11 protein-coding genes are annotated in these 14,830 nt (G+C 63.5%); 7 read left to right on the plus strand and 4 right to left on the minus strand.

All coding sequences use genetic code 11. The features are described from left to right. Nucleotides 1-265 precede the first annotated feature (265 nt). The 4 genes from xdhA to F0P97_RS03120 all read left to right on the plus strand — a co-directional run bounded on the left by xdhA (nucleotide 266) and on the right by F0P97_RS03120 (nucleotide 6,040). A complete protein-coding gene (xdhA, locus tag F0P97_RS03105; protein ID WP_182285575.1) occupies nucleotides 266-1,876 on the plus strand; it encodes a xanthine dehydrogenase small subunit in 1,611 nt (536 codons plus the stop codon). 1 nt (nucleotide 1,877) lies between these two features. Further along, nucleotides 1,878-4,304, plus strand: a complete 2,427-nt coding sequence (gene xdhB / locus F0P97_RS03110; RefSeq protein ID WP_182285576.1) for a xanthine dehydrogenase molybdopterin binding subunit — start codon at nucleotides 1,878-1,880, stop codon at nucleotides 4,302-4,304. 162 nt (nucleotides 4,305-4,466) lie between these two features. Continuing rightward, a complete protein-coding gene (locus tag F0P97_RS03115; RefSeq protein ID WP_182285577.1) occupies nucleotides 4,467-5,768 on the plus strand; it encodes an NCS2 family permease in 1,302 nt (433 codons plus the stop codon). 62 nt (nucleotides 5,769-5,830) lie between these two features. Further along, nucleotides 5,831-6,040: a hypothetical protein gene (locus F0P97_RS03120; RefSeq protein ID WP_182287335.1), complete on the plus strand. Its 210-nt coding sequence runs from the start codon at nucleotides 5,831-5,833 to the stop codon at nucleotides 6,038-6,040. Nucleotides 6,041-6,068: 28 nt separating this feature from the next. Here F0P97_RS03120 and F0P97_RS03125 read toward each other — a convergent pair whose 3' ends face one another. Both F0P97_RS03125 and F0P97_RS03130 read right to left on the minus strand, forming a co-directional pair. After that, nucleotides 6,069-7,208 (minus strand): anhydro-N-acetylmuramic acid kinase, encoded by a 1,140-nt coding sequence (locus F0P97_RS03125; RefSeq protein WP_182285578.1) that lies wholly within the window; start codon nucleotides 7,206-7,208, stop codon nucleotides 6,069-6,071. 141 nt (nucleotides 7,209-7,349) lie between these two features. Continuing rightward, nucleotides 7,350-8,708, minus strand: a complete 1,359-nt coding sequence (locus tag F0P97_RS03130) for a M23 family metallopeptidase (RefSeq protein ID WP_182285579.1) — start codon at nucleotides 8,706-8,708, stop codon at nucleotides 7,350-7,352. 191 nt (nucleotides 8,709-8,899) lie between these two features. Here F0P97_RS03130 and tyrS point away from each other — a divergent pair, with 191 nt between their 5' ends. Then, nucleotides 8,900-10,132, plus strand: a complete 1,233-nt coding sequence (gene tyrS, locus F0P97_RS03135) for a tyrosine--tRNA ligase (protein WP_182285580.1) — start codon at nucleotides 8,900-8,902, stop codon at nucleotides 10,130-10,132. Nucleotides 10,133-10,318: 186 nt separating this feature from the next. Here the strand turns inward: tyrS and F0P97_RS03140 are convergent, their stop codons facing one another. Continuing rightward, nucleotides 10,319-11,299, minus strand: a complete 981-nt coding sequence (locus F0P97_RS03140; RefSeq protein ID WP_182285581.1) for a LysR substrate-binding domain-containing protein — start codon at nucleotides 11,297-11,299, stop codon at nucleotides 10,319-10,321. Nucleotides 11,300-11,403: 104 nt separating this feature from the next. On the opposite strand from F0P97_RS03140, the gene glmU reads away from it, so the two are divergent. Both glmU and F0P97_RS03150 read left to right on the plus strand, forming a co-directional pair. Next, on the plus strand, nucleotides 11,404-12,852 hold the full coding sequence (glmU, locus tag F0P97_RS03145) for a bifunctional UDP-N-acetylglucosamine diphosphorylase/glucosamine-1-phosphate N-acetyltransferase GlmU (protein ID WP_182285582.1): 1,449 nt from the start codon (nucleotides 11,404-11,406) through the stop codon (nucleotides 12,850-12,852). Continuing rightward, nucleotides 12,852-13,649: a sensor histidine kinase gene (locus F0P97_RS03150; RefSeq protein WP_182285583.1), complete on the plus strand. Its 798-nt coding sequence runs from the start codon at nucleotides 12,852-12,854 to the stop codon at nucleotides 13,647-13,649. The genes glmU and F0P97_RS03150 overlap by 1 nt, the downstream gene beginning before the upstream one ends. Before the next feature lie 4 nt (nucleotides 13,650-13,653). Here the strand turns inward: F0P97_RS03150 and F0P97_RS03155 are convergent, their stop codons facing one another. Beyond that, the gene (locus F0P97_RS03155; protein ID WP_182285584.1) at nucleotides 13,654-14,787 is read right to left on the minus strand and encodes a diguanylate cyclase AdrA; all 1,134 of its coding nucleotides are present in this window, start codon (nucleotides 14,785-14,787) and stop codon (nucleotides 13,654-13,656) included. Nucleotides 14,788-14,830 lie beyond the last annotated feature (43 nt).

Consider the following 14,830-nt stretch of genomic DNA (forward strand, 5'->3'; position numbering starts at 1 on the left):
ATGAAATTGTTTATTGGAAGGCGCTAATAGCTATTGATAAGAGAGTGTGACTCGGTTTCCATTTCCTGGGATTTACCCGTAGGGAGCCGGGTTTTATACGGGTTCTCCCTTGATTTTGGTCACGGATATATGACGCGCTACATAGCCCCTATGAGCGCGTCTGTATGAGAAGCTGCCCATGCAGGCGTAGCCTTCGATCTTGACGAATGCTGCGTTTGGAATGCATCTTGCATGCAGGCATTCAATCTCACCCTGTCCCACGATCATGAGCACCAGTCAGAACTCTCAACCGATACGCTTCTTCCACCGCGGCGAGGTGGTGGAAGTGCAAGGCCCGCACCCCACACGCTCCGTGCTCCAATGGCTGCGCGAGGATGCCCATTGCACCGGCACCAAGGAAGGCTGCAACGAAGGCGACTGCGGTGCCTGCACGGTAGTCATCGGCGAGCTGGCCGAAGCCGGCGATACCGAGGCCATCAACGGCCTGCGCCTGCAGACCGTCAATGCCTGCATTCAGTTTCTGCCAAGCCTGCATGGCAAGGCCTTGTTCACGGTGGAAGACCTCAAGAGCCAGTGCGCGGGCAAGTCTGCCTGCGCCGGCAAGCCGGCAGGCCCGCAAAGCCTGCATCCGGTACAGCAGGCCATGGTGGAGTGCCATGGTTCGCAATGCGGCTTCTGCACGCCCGGCATCGTGATGACGCTGTGGTCGGCCTATGAGCATCACCAGCAGCAGGGCAGCGAGCCCACGCGCCAGCAACTGGCCGACGAACTCTCGGGCAATCTGTGCCGCTGCACGGGCTACCGCCCGATTCTCGATGCCGGTCAGCGCATGTTCGACCTGCCTGCGGTGCGACTGGATACGGCGCCCGTGGTGGCTGCGCTGCAAGGCCTGCAGGCCGAGGCCGGCGACGCGGGTCTGAACTATGCGGCCCCCCAGGGCCTGCGCACCGACTTCTTCCACGCTCCGCGCACGCTGGCGGAGCTGGCCGGTCTGTGCGAGGCCAAGCCCAAGGCCCGCATCGTGGCCGGCTCCACCGATGTGGGGCTCTGGGTCAACAAGCAGTTTCGCGACCTGGGCGACATGATTTATGTCGGCGACGTGGCCGAGATGAAGCGCATCGAAGTGCGGCCCGACGCCGAGGGCGGCGAGTTGTACATCGGCGCCGGTGCCTCGCTGGAATCGGCCTGGAGTGCGCTGGTGCAACGCTGGCCCAGTCTGACCGATGTCTGGCTGCGCTTTGCCTCCACGCCCATCCGCCACGCGGGGACCATGGGCGGCAATGTGGCCAATGGTTCGCCTATCGGCGATTCGCCGCCGGTGCTGATGGCGCTGGATGCCCAGATCGAGCTGCGCAAGGGCGAGCGCGTGCGCCGCATGCCGCTGACGGATTTCTATCTGGACTATATGAAGAACCAGCTGGAGGCCGGAGAGTTCGTGCAGGCCCTGGCTGTGCCGCTGGCGGCCATGCAGCGCCAGGTGCGCGGCTACAAGATCAGCAAGCGCTTCGACTGCGATATCTCGGCACTGTGCGCCGGCTTTGCCGTCGAGCTCGATGGCGATATCGTGCAATCCATCCGACTGGCTTTTGGCGGCATGGCCGCCACGGTCAGAAGAGCTGCCAACGCGGAAGCGGCCCTGCTCGGCAAGCCCTGGAGCCCGGAGAACGTGAAGGCTGCTCAGGCCGCACTGGCCCAGGATTTCAAGCCCATGAGCGATATGCGTGCCAGCGCCGATTACCGTCTCAAGGTGGCGCAGAACCTGATCCAGCGTCTGTGGCTGGAAACGCGCGCCGATCAGCCGCAGGGCACTGATGCGACCAGTGTCTGGAGCGTGATGCCCCATGTCGTTCCCGCCGCCGTGGAGCAAGGAGTCTGAAATGAACCACCCCCTTGAATTGTCGAATGAATTGGTGGCGGAAGCCTTTGCCGATTACCGCAAGAACCAGGCCTATCGCATCGACGAAGTGACCGAGGCCAAGGCCCATGATCAGGGCGCGCGCGTGGGCGTCAGCCGCAAGCATGAGTCCGCACATCTGCATGTGGCCGGCGAGGCCGCCTATATCGACGATCTGCCAGAGCTGGAGGGAACGCTGCATTGCGCCCTGGGCCTCTCCCCCGTCGCCCACGGCCGCTTGACGGCGCTGGCGCTGGAGGCGGTGCGGGCCATGCCCGAAGTGGTGGACGTGATCACGGCAGCCGACATCCCCGGCGTCAACGATTGCGGCTCCATCATTCATGACGACCCGATTCTGTGTGATGGCGAAATCCGCTACGTAGGCCAGCCCCTGTTCGCCGTGATTGCCCGCTCGCGCGATGCGGCAAGGCGTGCGGCCGCCCTGGCCAAGGCTGCGGCCACCATCAGCGAGCTGCCGCCCGTGCTGACACCGCGCAAGGCCCATGAGCTGGGCCAGTACGTGATGCCGCCCATGCACCTGGAGCGCAGCACCCGGGAAGGCGGCGCGCGCGCCGCCATGGATGCCGCGCCGCATCGCCTCAAGGGTTCCTTCGATGTGGGCGGGCAGGAGCAGTTCTATCTGGAAGGGCAGATCAGCTACGCCACGCCCAAGGAAGACGGAGCCGTGCATATTCATTGCTCCACCCAGCATCCCAGCGAGATGCAGCATCTGGTGGCTCATGCTCTGGGTGTGGCTTCGCACAGCGTGCATGTGGAATGCCGGCGCATGGGCGGCGGCTTCGGCGGCAAGGAATCGCAGTCGGCGCTGTTCGCGTGTGTGGCGGCCGTGGCGGCCACCCGGCTGCAAAAGCCGGTCAAGCTGCGTCTGGACCGCGACGACGACTTCATGATCACCGGTCGCCGTCACTGCTTCTGGTATGAGTACGAGGTGGGCTATGACGATGAAGGCCGCGTGCTGGGAGCCGAGATCTCCATGGTCTCGCGCGCCGGTCACTCTGCCGATCTGTCGGCACCGGTGATGACGCGTGCGCTCTGCCATTTCGACAATACCTACTGGCTGCCCGATGTGCTCATGCATGGCTATATGGGCAAGACCAACACCCAGAGCAATACGGCTTTCCGTGGCTTTGGCGGACCTCAGGGCGCGATTGCCATCGAGAACATCCTGGATACGGTGGCGCGCAGCCTGGGGCGCGATCCGCTCGATGTGCGGCGCGTCAACTTCTACGGCAAGGGCGAGCGCAACATCACGCCTTACGAGCAGGTCGTGACCGATAACGTGATTCACGAGCTGGTGGCCGAGCTTGAGGAGTCCAGCGACTACCGTGCGCGTCGTGCAGCCGTGAATGCCTTCAACGCCGGCAGTGCCGTGCTCAAGCGCGGCCTGGCGCTGACGCCGCTGAAGTTCGGCATCTCCTTCAATGTGGCCCACTTCAACCAGGCCGGCGCACTGGTCCATATCTATACCGATGGCTCCATTCTCGTCAACCATGGCGGTACCGAAATGGGCCAGGGCCTGAACACCAAGGTGGCGCAGGTCGTGGCGCATGAGCTGGGCGTGGCATTCGAGAATGTGCGCGTGACGGCGACGGATACCAGCAAGGTGGCCAACACCTCGGCCACGGCGGCATCGACGGGAGCCGACCTCAACGGCAAGGCCGCACAGGATGCCGCACGCCAGCTGCGCGAGCGTCTGGCTGAATGCGCCGCACGCCTGCATGGCGGCGATGCCCATGACGTGCGCTTTGCCAACAATGCGGTGCAGGTCAATGGCCAGAATGTGCCGTTTGCCGAGCTCGTGCGCGCCGCCTATCTGCAGCGTGTGCAGCTGTGGTCGGATGGCTTTTATGCCACGCCCGGCCTGCACTGGGATGGCAAGCGCATGAAGGGCCACCCCTTCTTCTACTTTGCCTATGGTGCAGCCGTCAGCGAAGTGGTCATCGACACGCTGACGGGCGAATGGAAGCTGCTGCGTGCCGATGTGCTGCATGACGTGGGCCGTTCGCTGAACCCGGCTGTCGATGTGGGCCAGGTGGAGGGTGCCTTCATTCAGGGCATGGGCTGGCTGACCACCGAAGAGCTGGTCTGGCATCCGCAAACCGGAAAGCTCACGACCCATGCGCCCAGTACCTACAAGATTCCCACGGCCAATGACTGCCCGCCGGTCTTCAATGTGCGCCTGTTCGAGGGCGACAACTATGAAGACTCCATCCACCGCAGCAAGGCCGTGGGCGAGCCCCCGCTGCTGCTGCCGTTCTCGGTGTTCTTCGCGATTCGCGATGCGGTGTCGGCCGCCGGCGAGCACCGCATGAACCCTCCACTGCAGGCGCCTGCCACGTCAGAAGCCATCCTGCGCGCAGTGGAAGCCGTTCAAGGGCACACTGGCTAGTTTTTCCTCACAGGTGTTGTCGCCTTGCGGGGCGGCAGCCATTTGAGTCATGGCTGTTTGCCGCGGGGCAAGGCCATGTGCTGCGCCGTCCATTTGGCGGCGCAGGACCGGGCGCGTTCCTCGCGTTGCGCCTCGCATGCAAAACAACACGGAGACTATGCAATGAACTGGACAGAGCGGATATTCAAACTCAGTGAGCACAAAACCGATGTGCGCACCGAACTGGTCGCAGGACTGACGACCTTTCTTTCAATGGCCTACATCATGTTCGTCAACCCCTCCATTCTGGGGGATGCGGGCATGCCAAAAGGCTCGGTCTTTGTCGCCACCTGCCTGATCGCAGCGCTGGGCTCGACCATCATGGCGCTGTATGCCAACTACCCGATTGCGCTGGCGCCGGGCATGGGGCTGAACGCCTATTTCGCCTATGTGGTGGTGCTCAAGATGGGCTATACATGGGAGGCTGCACTGGGTGCGGTGTTCGTCTCGGGATGTCTGTTCCTGATCTGCACCATGCTGGGCCTGCGTGAGCTCATCATCAAGGGCATACCGCAGTCCATACGCGTTTCCATCACCGTGGGTCTGGGTCTTTTCCTGGCGCTGATCGCGCTCAAGACCGCCGGTGTGGTTGCTGCCGACCAAAATACCTATGTGACGCTGGGCGATCTGCACAAGCCCGAGGTCATCATGGCGCTGCTGGGCTTTTTGCTGATCGTGGTGCTGGACCGCCTCAAGGTGCCGGGCGCCTTGCTGATCGGCATCCTGGCCGTGACCGTGGCCTCGTTCTTCTTCGGTGGCAATACCTTTCACGGCATCTTCTCGGCGCCTCCCTCCATCGAGCCCACCTTCATGAAGCTCGACATCAAGACGGCGCTGACCACGGGCTTCCTCAATGTGGTGCTGGTGTTCTTCCTGGTGGAGCTGTTTGATGCCACCGGCACGCTGATGGGCGTGGCGCGTCGCGCCGGCCTGCTGGTGCCCGAGCGCATGGGGCGTTTCAATCGTTCGCTGCTGGCCGATTCGGGCGCGATCTTTGTGGGCTCCATCCTGGGTACCTCCAGCACTACTGCCTATGTGGAGAGCGCTGCCGGTGTGCAGGCCGGCGGTCGTACGGGCCTGACGGCTCTCACGGTTGCCATGCTCTTCCTGGCCTGTCTGTTCATCGCGCCGCTGGCCGGTGTGGTGCCCGGCTATGCCACAGCGCCTGCGCTGCTGTTCGTGGCCTGCCTGATGCTGCGTGACCTGACGGAAGTGCAGTGGGATGAAACCACCGAAGCCATACCGGCGGTCGTCACTGCACTGATGATGCCTTTCACCTACTCCATCGCCAACGGTCTGGCCTTCGGCTTCATCACCTATGCCGTACTCAAGCTGTGCACGGGCAAGGTCAAGGAGGTGCACTGGATCATGTGGGTGATTGCTGCCCTGTTCCTGTTCAAGTTCATCTACGTCGGCGGTCACTGAGTCTTCAGGCGCTGATCGAACCCGGCATGGCTCGATGGAGCCAGCCGGGCAGGATATCCAAGATGCGAAAAGCAGTCCGGCTACTGGTGGGTCGGGCTGCTTTTTGCATTGCGTGCGGCAGGCTACCGGCAGGCCTGCCGACGGCCTGTGTTTTGCGCAAGCGTGGACTGTTCCGCAGCGGCTACCAGAGCAGCACGCTGCGCGGTCATTTCGGCTTGCCCGATCTGCCTGTGGTGCAGCACAAGGCGCAGGCGGTCGAAGTCGTGGCCTGAGCCAGCAGGCTGGCTGGCGTCTGCGCTGTCAAGCGGGGTGGATGGCGCCCAGAATGCGCGGGCCGCTGGCGCCCGTCACGCTGGCCAGATTGCCAGGCAGGCCCAACAGGCACTGGCGTGCCAGCCAGGCAAAGGCGGCGGCTTCCACTTCCAGCGGGGGCAGGCCGCGCTCTGCCGTGGAACTCACCCTCACGCCCGGTAGCAGGGCGGCCAGGCGTTGCATCAGATGGGTGTTCAGTGCACCGCCGCCGCAGACCAGCAGTTCGCGGCCGTTGCTGCCGAAGCGCTGCACGGCATGGGCGCAGCTGGCGGCCGTGAATTCGGCAAGGCTTGCCTGCACATCGACCGCGGCGGCCTGCGCCGCATGTTGCTGCAGATGCCGCTCCAGCCAGCCGGCGTGAAACAGATCGCGTCCCGTGCTCTTGGGTGGCTGCTGGGCCAGATAGGGATCGCCCAGCATGGCGGCCAGCAGCTCGGGCAGGACCTTGCCGCTGGCGGCCCACCGGCCGCTCTCGTCATAGCTCTTGCCGGTATGGCGCAGGCACCAGCCATCCATCAGTGCATTGCCGGTGCCGGTATCGAAGCCCAGCACCGAGCCGTCGGCCCCCAGCACGCTGAGATTGGCAATGCCGCCGATATTGAGCACCAGGGCTGTTTCCCCGGGCTTGCCAAACACGCTTTGATGAAATGCCGGCACCAGCGGCGCACCCTGGCCACCCGCCGCCACATCGCGGCTGCGCAGGTCCGCGACGACGGTGATGCGGGTCAGCTCGGCCAGCAGGGCGGGACTGTTGAGCTGCAGCGTATAGCCCGTGCCATCGAACATCTGCGGACGGTGGCGCACGGTCTGGCCATGGGCGCCTATGGCGGCGATCTGCCTGGCCTGGACGCCGGCTGCAGTCAGCAGTTGCTGCACCACCTGTGCATAGTGGCGCACCAGTGCATTGGCGGCCAGGGCGGCGCGATGGAGCTCGTCCTGGCCGCCAGCGGTGTTGAGGGCCAGCAACTCGGCGCGCAATGCCGCGTCGAAGCCGCAGCTGGCATGTTGCAGCACCTGGGTGCCACGGCTGAAGTCCACGAGAACCCCGTCGACGCCGTCCAGCGATGTACCGGACATCAGGCCGATATAGAGGGCGCTTTGAGCGGCTTGTTCAATGGCATTGGGCATGGCAGATCAGAGGGTTGGCGTGCGGTTTACTATCTTAGCTGTAGCGTTTGCGGCTTTCCTGGCGGTCGCTGCAAACGATCCTGATGCGCAAATGAAAAAGGGCTGCAATTTGCAGCCCTCAGGTCGTTTCGCGGCGCTGGATCAGCGCGCGCTGGCCAAGGCGAACGACTGCGTGCCGGCGTTGAGTTCGATGCGCATCTGCGCTGCCTGCTGCTCGAAGGCCGGGCGGGCGGCCTTGGAGATGGGCTGGGCCGCATCGGTGATCTGGGCAATGGTCAGCGGGTCGCGCTGCTCGCCCTTGTCGCGGAACTCGAAGTGCAGATGAGGGCCGGTGGCCCAGCCCGTGGAGCCCACGGCGCCGATGATGTCGCCCTGGTCGACGCGCTGGCCGCGCTTGACGTCGATGCGGCTCAGGTGGGCATACACAGTGGTGTGCTGGTTGGCGTGGTCGACAAAGATCACATTGCCGTAACCGTTTTGTACGCCGGCAAAGGACACGACGCCGTCGCCCACGGTGCGCACCTTGGTGCCCGTGGGTGCCGCGAAGTCGGTGCCCAGATGAGCGCGCCAGGTTTTCTGGATGGGGTGGACGCGCATGGAGAAGCCGCTGCTGATGCGCGAAAACTCCACGGGGTAGTTCAGATAGGCCTGGCGCAGGCTCTTGCCGTCCAGCGTGTAGTAGGCGCCCTTCTTGCCGGCTTCCTGGAACCACATGGCCTGGTGCGACTTGCCGTTGTTGTAGAACTCGGTGCTCAGCACGCGGCCGGCACGCAGAGGCTCGCCATCGGCTTCCAGCGATTCATAGACCACGGCAAAGCGGTCGCCCTTGCGCAGGCCGCGGCGGAAGTCCAGCTCGCCCTGGAAAATGTCTGCCATCTGCATGGAGACACTGTCGGGAATGTCGGAGGCATCCGTGGCGGCAAAGAAGGAGGAGCGAATCACGCCACCCGCGAGACGGGGGCTGGCTGTGAGCTTGCCGGTCTCGATCTTGGACTGCAGCTTGCCGTCCACGCGTTCCACGGTCAGGCGCTGAAAGCTGCCGTCTTCGCTGGGGGCCCAGCGCACGGTCAGCTGGCTCAGCTGCTGGTCGGGCGTGGTCTCTGCGGACACCAGTCGGCCGGCGCGGCCCAGCACGTTCTGGCGCACGGCTTCGTTGCTGCGCATGAAGGCGGCGGCCTGCGGGTCGGCAATGCCAAGGCGCTGCAGCAGCGACTCGGTGGTGTCGTTGCTGCGGGTGTATTCGGAACGGTAGAGGGAGAAGGACTGCAGATCCGTCAGATCGGCCAGGTCCTGGCCGGCGGCCAGGGAGGTGACGGGTTCGGTCAGTGTACGCACGGGGAGGTCGGCGGGGTCGGGGCCCAGGCTGGCCACTGCGAAGGCGCCGCTGCCACCGGTCAGCAAAACAGTCGCCAGCGCCGCCGTGGCGCGCTTGGGGTGTTTCTGCAGAGCCGATGTCAGCCGCGCAAGCAGGGCACCGCCGGCATTTTTCAAGCCAGTCATCAAAACATCAAATCCTTGGGAAAGCGTGTCGGTGGAGTTGGTATTTGTTACGACTGACACGTCTCCAGCAGCTCTACCGTGCCATAAGTCCATCCAAAGAGGTCTTTATGAGGGAGCAGTCTAGAATTGACCGTAACACCAAACCTCCAAGTATATCGGCCGCGTCCTACCTCGCCTGCCGAAAAACCCTTATGAATCAATCTGCTGTTACAAGTTTTCCCGTGACCGACAGAGTGAACCAGGCGCTGGAAGTCACTCTGCGTGGAGTCGATGAGCTGCTGCCCAAGGACGAGTGGGTCCAGAAGCTGGCCAGGTCGGAAGCCACCGGCGTGCCCCTGCGCATCAAGCTGGGTCTGGATCCGACAGCTCCCGACATTCACCTGGGCCATACCGTGGTGCTCAACAAGATGCGCCAGCTGCAGGATCTGGGCCATCAGGTGATCTTCCTGATCGGCGACTTCACCACGCTGATCGGTGACCCTTCGGGCCGCAACTCCACACGCCCGCCGCTGACGGCCGAGCAGATCAAGGTCAATGCCGAGACTTATTACACCCAGGCCGCCAAGGTGCTGGACCCGGCCAGGACCGAGGTGCGCTACAACAGCGAGTGGTGCGACCAGCTGGGCGCGCGCGGCATGATCCAGCTGTCGGCCAAGTACACGGTGGCGCGCATGATGGAGCGCAACGACTTCCATACGCGCTTCACCGACGGCAGCTCCATCAGCCTGCACGAGTTTCTCTACCCGCTGCTGCAGGGCTATGACTCGGTGGCGCTCAAGTCCGATCTGGAGCTGGGCGGCACCGATCAGAAGTTCAATCTGATGATGGGCAGGCATCTTCAGGCTGAATATGCTCAGGAGCAGCAGTGTGTGCTCACAATGCCATTGCTGGTGGGCCTGGACGGCGTGCACAAGATGTCCAAGTCCAAGAACAACTACATCGGCATCACCGAAGACGCCAACACCATGTTCGCCAAGGTGCTGTCGATCTCGGACGATCTGATGTGGGACTGGTACACCCTGCTGTCCTTCAAGAGCCTGGCCGAGATCGCCGCGCTCAAGGCCGAGATCGAGGCCGGCGGCAATCCCAAGCATGCCAAGGTGGCTCTGGCCAAGGAGATCACCGCGCGCTTCCACAGCGCCGAAGCCGCCGATGCGGCCGAGCAGGATTTCATCAACCGTTCCAAGGGCGGCATTCCCGATGACATCCCTGAAATCAGCCTGTCCGGCGCTCCGCTGGGCATTGGTGCGCTGGTCAAGCAGGCCAATCTGGCTGCATCGACCGGCGAAGCCAACCGCCTGATCGATGGCGGCGGTGTGCGCGTTGACGGCAACGTCATCAGCGACCGCGCATTGAAGCTGGATGCCGGCACCTTTGTGCTGCAGGTGGGCAAGCGCAAGTTTGCGCGTGTCACGCTGAGCTGAGCGCCCTGGGGCGCTTCGCCCCATTCGCCTCTTTGCGCTTGGCGCCACAGGGCAAGGCCTTTGCCGCTGTGGCGCTGCCTAAAGAGGTGACAGTAAAAATGAGAGCTTTTTACGCTTGATACATCTGCGTTTCAAATCACTTTGTATTTGAAACCGATGCAGGTCATGCGTGAGTAGCTCTCTTTTTTATTGGGTTGGCTCGCTCGCGCCTTGCATGGCGTCGCGCGTCTGGCGGGCTTGTTCCATCAGCCACTGACAGAAGGCCTGCACTTCGGGCCGCTCGCTGCTGCGTGGGCCTTGCAGCAGCCAGTACGACAGAGGCGACGCCAGGCGATGCTCGGGCAATACCTCGATCAGGGTGCCGGCCGCCAGCGCATCGGCCACCAGCGGCAGGCGCGCGATGGCCAGACCCTGGCCCGCCAGCGCGGCCTGCACGATCTGGTGGGCGTAGTTGAAGTACAGCCAGCGCGGCGGCTGCAGCTGGTCGCAGCCGTTGGCGGCAAACCAGCGCTGCCAGCTCAGCCACTCCAGCTGGGGCATGCGGTGCACGTCGCCGGTTTCAATCAGCGTGTAGCGGGCCGCATCGGCGGGGCTGTGCACGGCAGGGCCGCTCTTCAGCAGGGCTGGGCTTGCGACCAGCACCAGTTCTTCGCCGAACAAGGCCTTTGCGGCGGCATCGGAGACGCCGGCGCTGTAGCGTATGGCCAGGTCCACATCGGTGGTTTCCAGATCCACCACGGCGTCGCCCGTGTCTATGCGAATGTCGATATCGGGATGGTCGCGCTGGAAAGCCTCCAGGCGCGGAATCAGCCACATGGCGGCAAAGCTGGCCCAGGTGGTGATGGCCACGCTCTTGCGGCCCACGGTCTGGCGGATCTGGCGCACGGTGGCGTCGATCGATTCCAATGCAGGCTGCACGGCATGCAGCAGCTGGGCGCCGGCACCCGTCAGTTCCACGGCGCGCGAATGGCGCAGGAACAGAGGGATGCCCACCTCGTCTTCCAGCGACTGGATCTGGCGGCTGACGGCAGATTGGGTCAGTGCCAGCTCGTCCGCCGCAGCACGAAAGTTCAGGTGTCGGGCTACGGCCAGAAAGGCGCGCAGATGGCCGGCGCCGATGGCGCGGGTGCGAAGCAGCGGAGTGGGGCTGGTGGTGGCATGAGGCATGGCAGGGCAAGCATAAGGTGTTTGCGGCGACTGTTGCCTGCGCTTGCAGTTGCCGACCACGACTATGGGTCGATAATCAGGCAGTTTTCATCCCACAAATCAATATGACTGCACCTCTGGACATCGTCGTCATGGCTGCCGGCAAAGGCACCCGCATGAAAAGCCGCCATCCCAAGGTGCTGCAAAAGCTGGCCGGTCGTGCCCTGTTGCAGCATGTGCTGGATACTGCTGCGCAGCTCAAGGCGCGCTCGGCTGTCGTGGTGACTGGCCATGGTGCTGCGGAAGTGGAGGCGGCCATCGCCGCTGCCAATGGCGCGGGGGGCGGGGATGGCACCCATGTTGCAATGGACCTGAAGTTTGTGCGCCAGGAGCCCCAGCTGGGAACCGGCCATGCCGTGCAGCAGGCCGTGCCTGTGCTCAAGGACGATGGCCTGGTCGTGGTGCTGTCGGGTGATGTGCCGCTGACCCAGGCCGACACGCTGCAAGGTCTGCTCGATGCCGCAGGCAGCGACAAGATGGCGCTGCTCACCGTGACCATGGCCGATCCAACGGGTTACGGCCGCATCGTGCGCAACGATGCCGGCACGGTGCAGCGCATCGTCGAGCAAAAGGACGCCAGCGAAGCCGAACGTGCCATCACCGAGGTCTACAGCGGCATCATGGCCGTGCCAGCCAGGCATCTGACGGCCTGGCTTGCAAAGCTCGACAACAACAATGCCCAGGGCGAGTACTACCTGACCGATATCGTCGCCATGGCAGTGGCCGACGGCGTGCCCGTGGTGGGCCACCGCATTGCCGATGCGCTGCAGGTGGCGGGCGTCAACAGCCCGCTGCAACTGGCAGAGCTGGAGCGGGCTCACCAGCTGCGCCAGGCGCGTCAGTTGATGGAGCAGGGCGTGCGCATGGCTGATCCTGCGCGCTTCGATCTGCGTGACGATGCTCGCGGCACCAAGGCCAGCCTGAGCTGCGGCCAGGATGTGGAAATCGACGTGAACTGCATCTTTGCCGGCAAGGTGACGATTGGCGCTGGTGCCCGGATCGGGGCCAACTGCCATCTCAGCAATGTGAGCATTGCCGACGATGCCGTGATCCACCCCTTCACGCACATCGATGGCGAGAAGGCCGGTGTGGAGGTTGGCCAGGGCGCGCTGATCGGCCCGTTTGCCCGCCTGCGCCCCGGAGCCAGGCTGGGTCGCGAAGTGCATATCGGCAACTTCGTGGAAGTGAAGAACTCCAGCCTGGCCGACGGCGCCAAGGCCAATCACCTGGCCTATCTGGGCGATGCCACGGTGGGCGAGCGCGTGAACTATGGTGCAGGCAGCATCACTGCCAACTATGACGGCGTGAACAAGCACCGTACCGTGATCGAGGCCGATGTGCATATTGGCAGCAACTGCGTGCTGGTGGCTCCCGTGACGATTGCCGCTGGCGGCACGGTGGGCGGTGGCTCCACCGTGACCAAGAATACGGAGGCTGGTGCCTTGACGGTAGGACGTGGCAGGCAGGTCAGCATCCGCAACTGGAAGCGTCCTGAAAAGCTGCCCAAAGCCTGATGGAACAAGCGCAGCAAGCTTTGGATAGCATGGTGCCCCAGTCCCTGGACGAAGCGCTGGCGCTGCTGGCCAGGCGCGAGGCCGAACTGGCCGCCTTGCGCACGGCCCAGCAGGAATGGATGCATGCCGTCTCGCATGATTTGCGGGCGCCGCTGCGCCATCTGCTGGCGTTCAATCCCCTGGTTGCCGAGCTGCTGCAGTCCGCCAGTCCCGGTGCCGAAGACTTGGAGGAGGCGCGCAGCTTCCTCCAGACCATGGAGCAGTCCGCCCAGCGCATGGCGGCCATGTTCGACGGCTTGCTGAAGCTGAATCGCGCTCAGAGCCATGTGCTGCAGCCGCAGCCAGTGGACTTGCTGGCCTTGCTGGGCAGTCTGCGCCAGCGCCTGCAGGCAGGCGCGCAAGGCCGACACATAGAGTGGTGTCTGCCCGCTGCCGCCCCCATGTTGCAGGCAGATCCGCATCTGCTGGAACAGGCTTTGGACGCAGCTCTCGCCAATGCCGTCAAGTTCACGCGGGCCGTACCGCAGGCGCGCATCCAGGTCGATGTGCAGCGCGACGGGCAGGGCGGCTGCTTCATCACCGTGGCCGACAACGGAGCCGGCTTCGAGCAGGCGCGCGCGGGCAAGCTGTTTGGCGTCTTTCAGCGTATGCATCGCGAGGCCGAGTTCGAGGGCCTCGGTATTGGCCTGGCGCTGGTGCGCGATATCTGCCGCCGCCATGGCGGCGAGGCGGAAATTCAAGCCCGGCCCAATGTGGGATGCCAGTTGCAGATGCATTGGCCCACCTGCCTGCCCTGAGTGGTCAGACCACGTCGCGGTCCAGGCTTTTCTGCTCGGCACTCGCCGGGCTGATTCGCGTGGATCCCGGTCGCATGGGCATGGTCGAGGGGCTGTGCTGGCGCTCGGGTTGCTGCGTGGCATCCATCACCTGGTCGCGCCCGCCGCTCTTGGCGCTGTAAAGCGCACTGTCGGCCGCTTTTATCCACTCGGTCACCGAGCCAAAACCTTCATCGGCTGCCGCAACGCCGATACTCGCACTGATGTGCAACTGTGGATATTCGCGAACGCGTATCTGAGCAATTTTTTCGCAAATACGCATGGCGACCGAATATGCCTCCTTGGCCGTGGTGTGCTTGCAAAGCACGGTGAATTCATCGCCGCCGTAGCGCCCTGCAATATCGTTGCTGCGCAGGCTGTTTCTAATCGCCAGCCCGATCATTTTCAAAACATCGTCGCCCACAATATGGCCGTACAGATCATTCACGCTTTTGAAACGGTCAATGTCAATCACCAGCAGGCAGGTCTGCTCCTTTGCGGTGCGGTGCTGATGCAGCGCGGCACGGGCTTTTTTCCACCAGTAGTCGCGGCTGTATACCGTGGTCAGAGGATCGATGCGTCCCAATAGCTTGAGCTGCAGGTTCTGCCTGGCCAGGGTCTTGAGCATTCGGCTGTTGGACCAGCTGGCATAGGCGCTGTGCAGAATGATCAGTGGCAGCAGGCTGAGCTGCACCGCCAGTGGTGCGTCCCACTGCGGGGTGGGCGTTATGGCGATGCTCGTGAACAGCATGCCGCACAGCAGCGCGATCAAGGAAGGCAGCCAGCGGCGCTTCAAGCCGGTATAGAAGCGGTCGGCCACGCCGATGGCCAGAATGCAGATGCTGGGCAGCAGGCTCCAGTGCATCAGAGAAATCCAGCAGCCGACGATCAGCGCATCTATCAGAGAATTGCAATACTCCGCATGGAACTGATCCTGTTGCCGGCTCGAATGCAAAAAAGCAATATGCGGCCATAGCAGCGCACTGACCGTCGTGAATGCCCACCAGGCGAGATTGGTCGGGAGATATGACAGGCTCGCAGCCACCACCGCTCCGCCCAGTGCCATATAAGAGGCGCGCAGAGGGTAGGTCCGGCGGTGAATATCTCGATGCAAGGGCATCTGGTGGAATTGGCTTAAGTCAAGGTTGCGAGAATAATCTAAT

The organism is Comamonas testosteroni, assembly GCF_014076415.1.
Taxonomy (GTDB): Bacteria; Pseudomonadota; Gammaproteobacteria; order Burkholderiales; family Burkholderiaceae_C; genus Comamonas; species Comamonas testosteroni_F.

What these genes read in the sequence shown, in the direction of transcription:
- tyrS (WP_182285580.1), top strand. Translation starts at nt 8,900, where the DNA reads ATGAATCAATCTGCTGTTACAAGTTTTCCCGTGACCGACAGAGTGAAC.
- xdhA (WP_182285575.1), top strand. Translation starts at nt 266, where the DNA reads ATGAGCACCAGTCAGAACTCTCAACCGATACGCTTCTTCCACCGCGGC.
- xdhB (WP_182285576.1), top strand. Translation starts at nt 1,878, where the DNA reads ATGAACCACCCCCTTGAATTGTCGAATGAATTGGTGGCGGAAGCCTTT.
- glmU (WP_182285582.1), top strand. Translation starts at nt 11,404, where the DNA reads ATGACTGCACCTCTGGACATCGTCGTCATGGCTGCCGGCAAAGGCACC.
- F0P97_RS03125 (WP_182285578.1), bottom strand. Translation starts at nt 7,208, where the DNA reads ATGCCCAATGCCATTGAACAAGCCGCTCAAAGCGCCCTCTATATCGGC.
- F0P97_RS03140 (WP_182285581.1), bottom strand. Translation starts at nt 11,299, where the DNA reads ATGCCTCATGCCACCACCAGCCCCACTCCGCTGCTTCGCACCCGCGCC.
- F0P97_RS03120 (WP_182287335.1), top strand. Translation starts at nt 5,831, where the DNA reads ATGCGAAAAGCAGTCCGGCTACTGGTGGGTCGGGCTGCTTTTTGCATT.
- F0P97_RS03150 (WP_182285583.1), top strand. Translation starts at nt 12,852, where the DNA reads ATGGAACAAGCGCAGCAAGCTTTGGATAGCATGGTGCCCCAGTCCCTG.
- F0P97_RS03130 (WP_182285579.1), bottom strand. Translation starts at nt 8,708, where the DNA reads ATGACTGGCTTGAAAAATGCCGGCGGTGCCCTGCTTGCGCGGCTGACA.
- F0P97_RS03155 (WP_182285584.1), bottom strand. Translation starts at nt 14,787, where the DNA reads ATGCCCTTGCATCGAGATATTCACCGCCGGACCTACCCTCTGCGCGCC.
- F0P97_RS03115 (WP_182285577.1), top strand. Translation starts at nt 4,467, where the DNA reads ATGAACTGGACAGAGCGGATATTCAAACTCAGTGAGCACAAAACCGAT.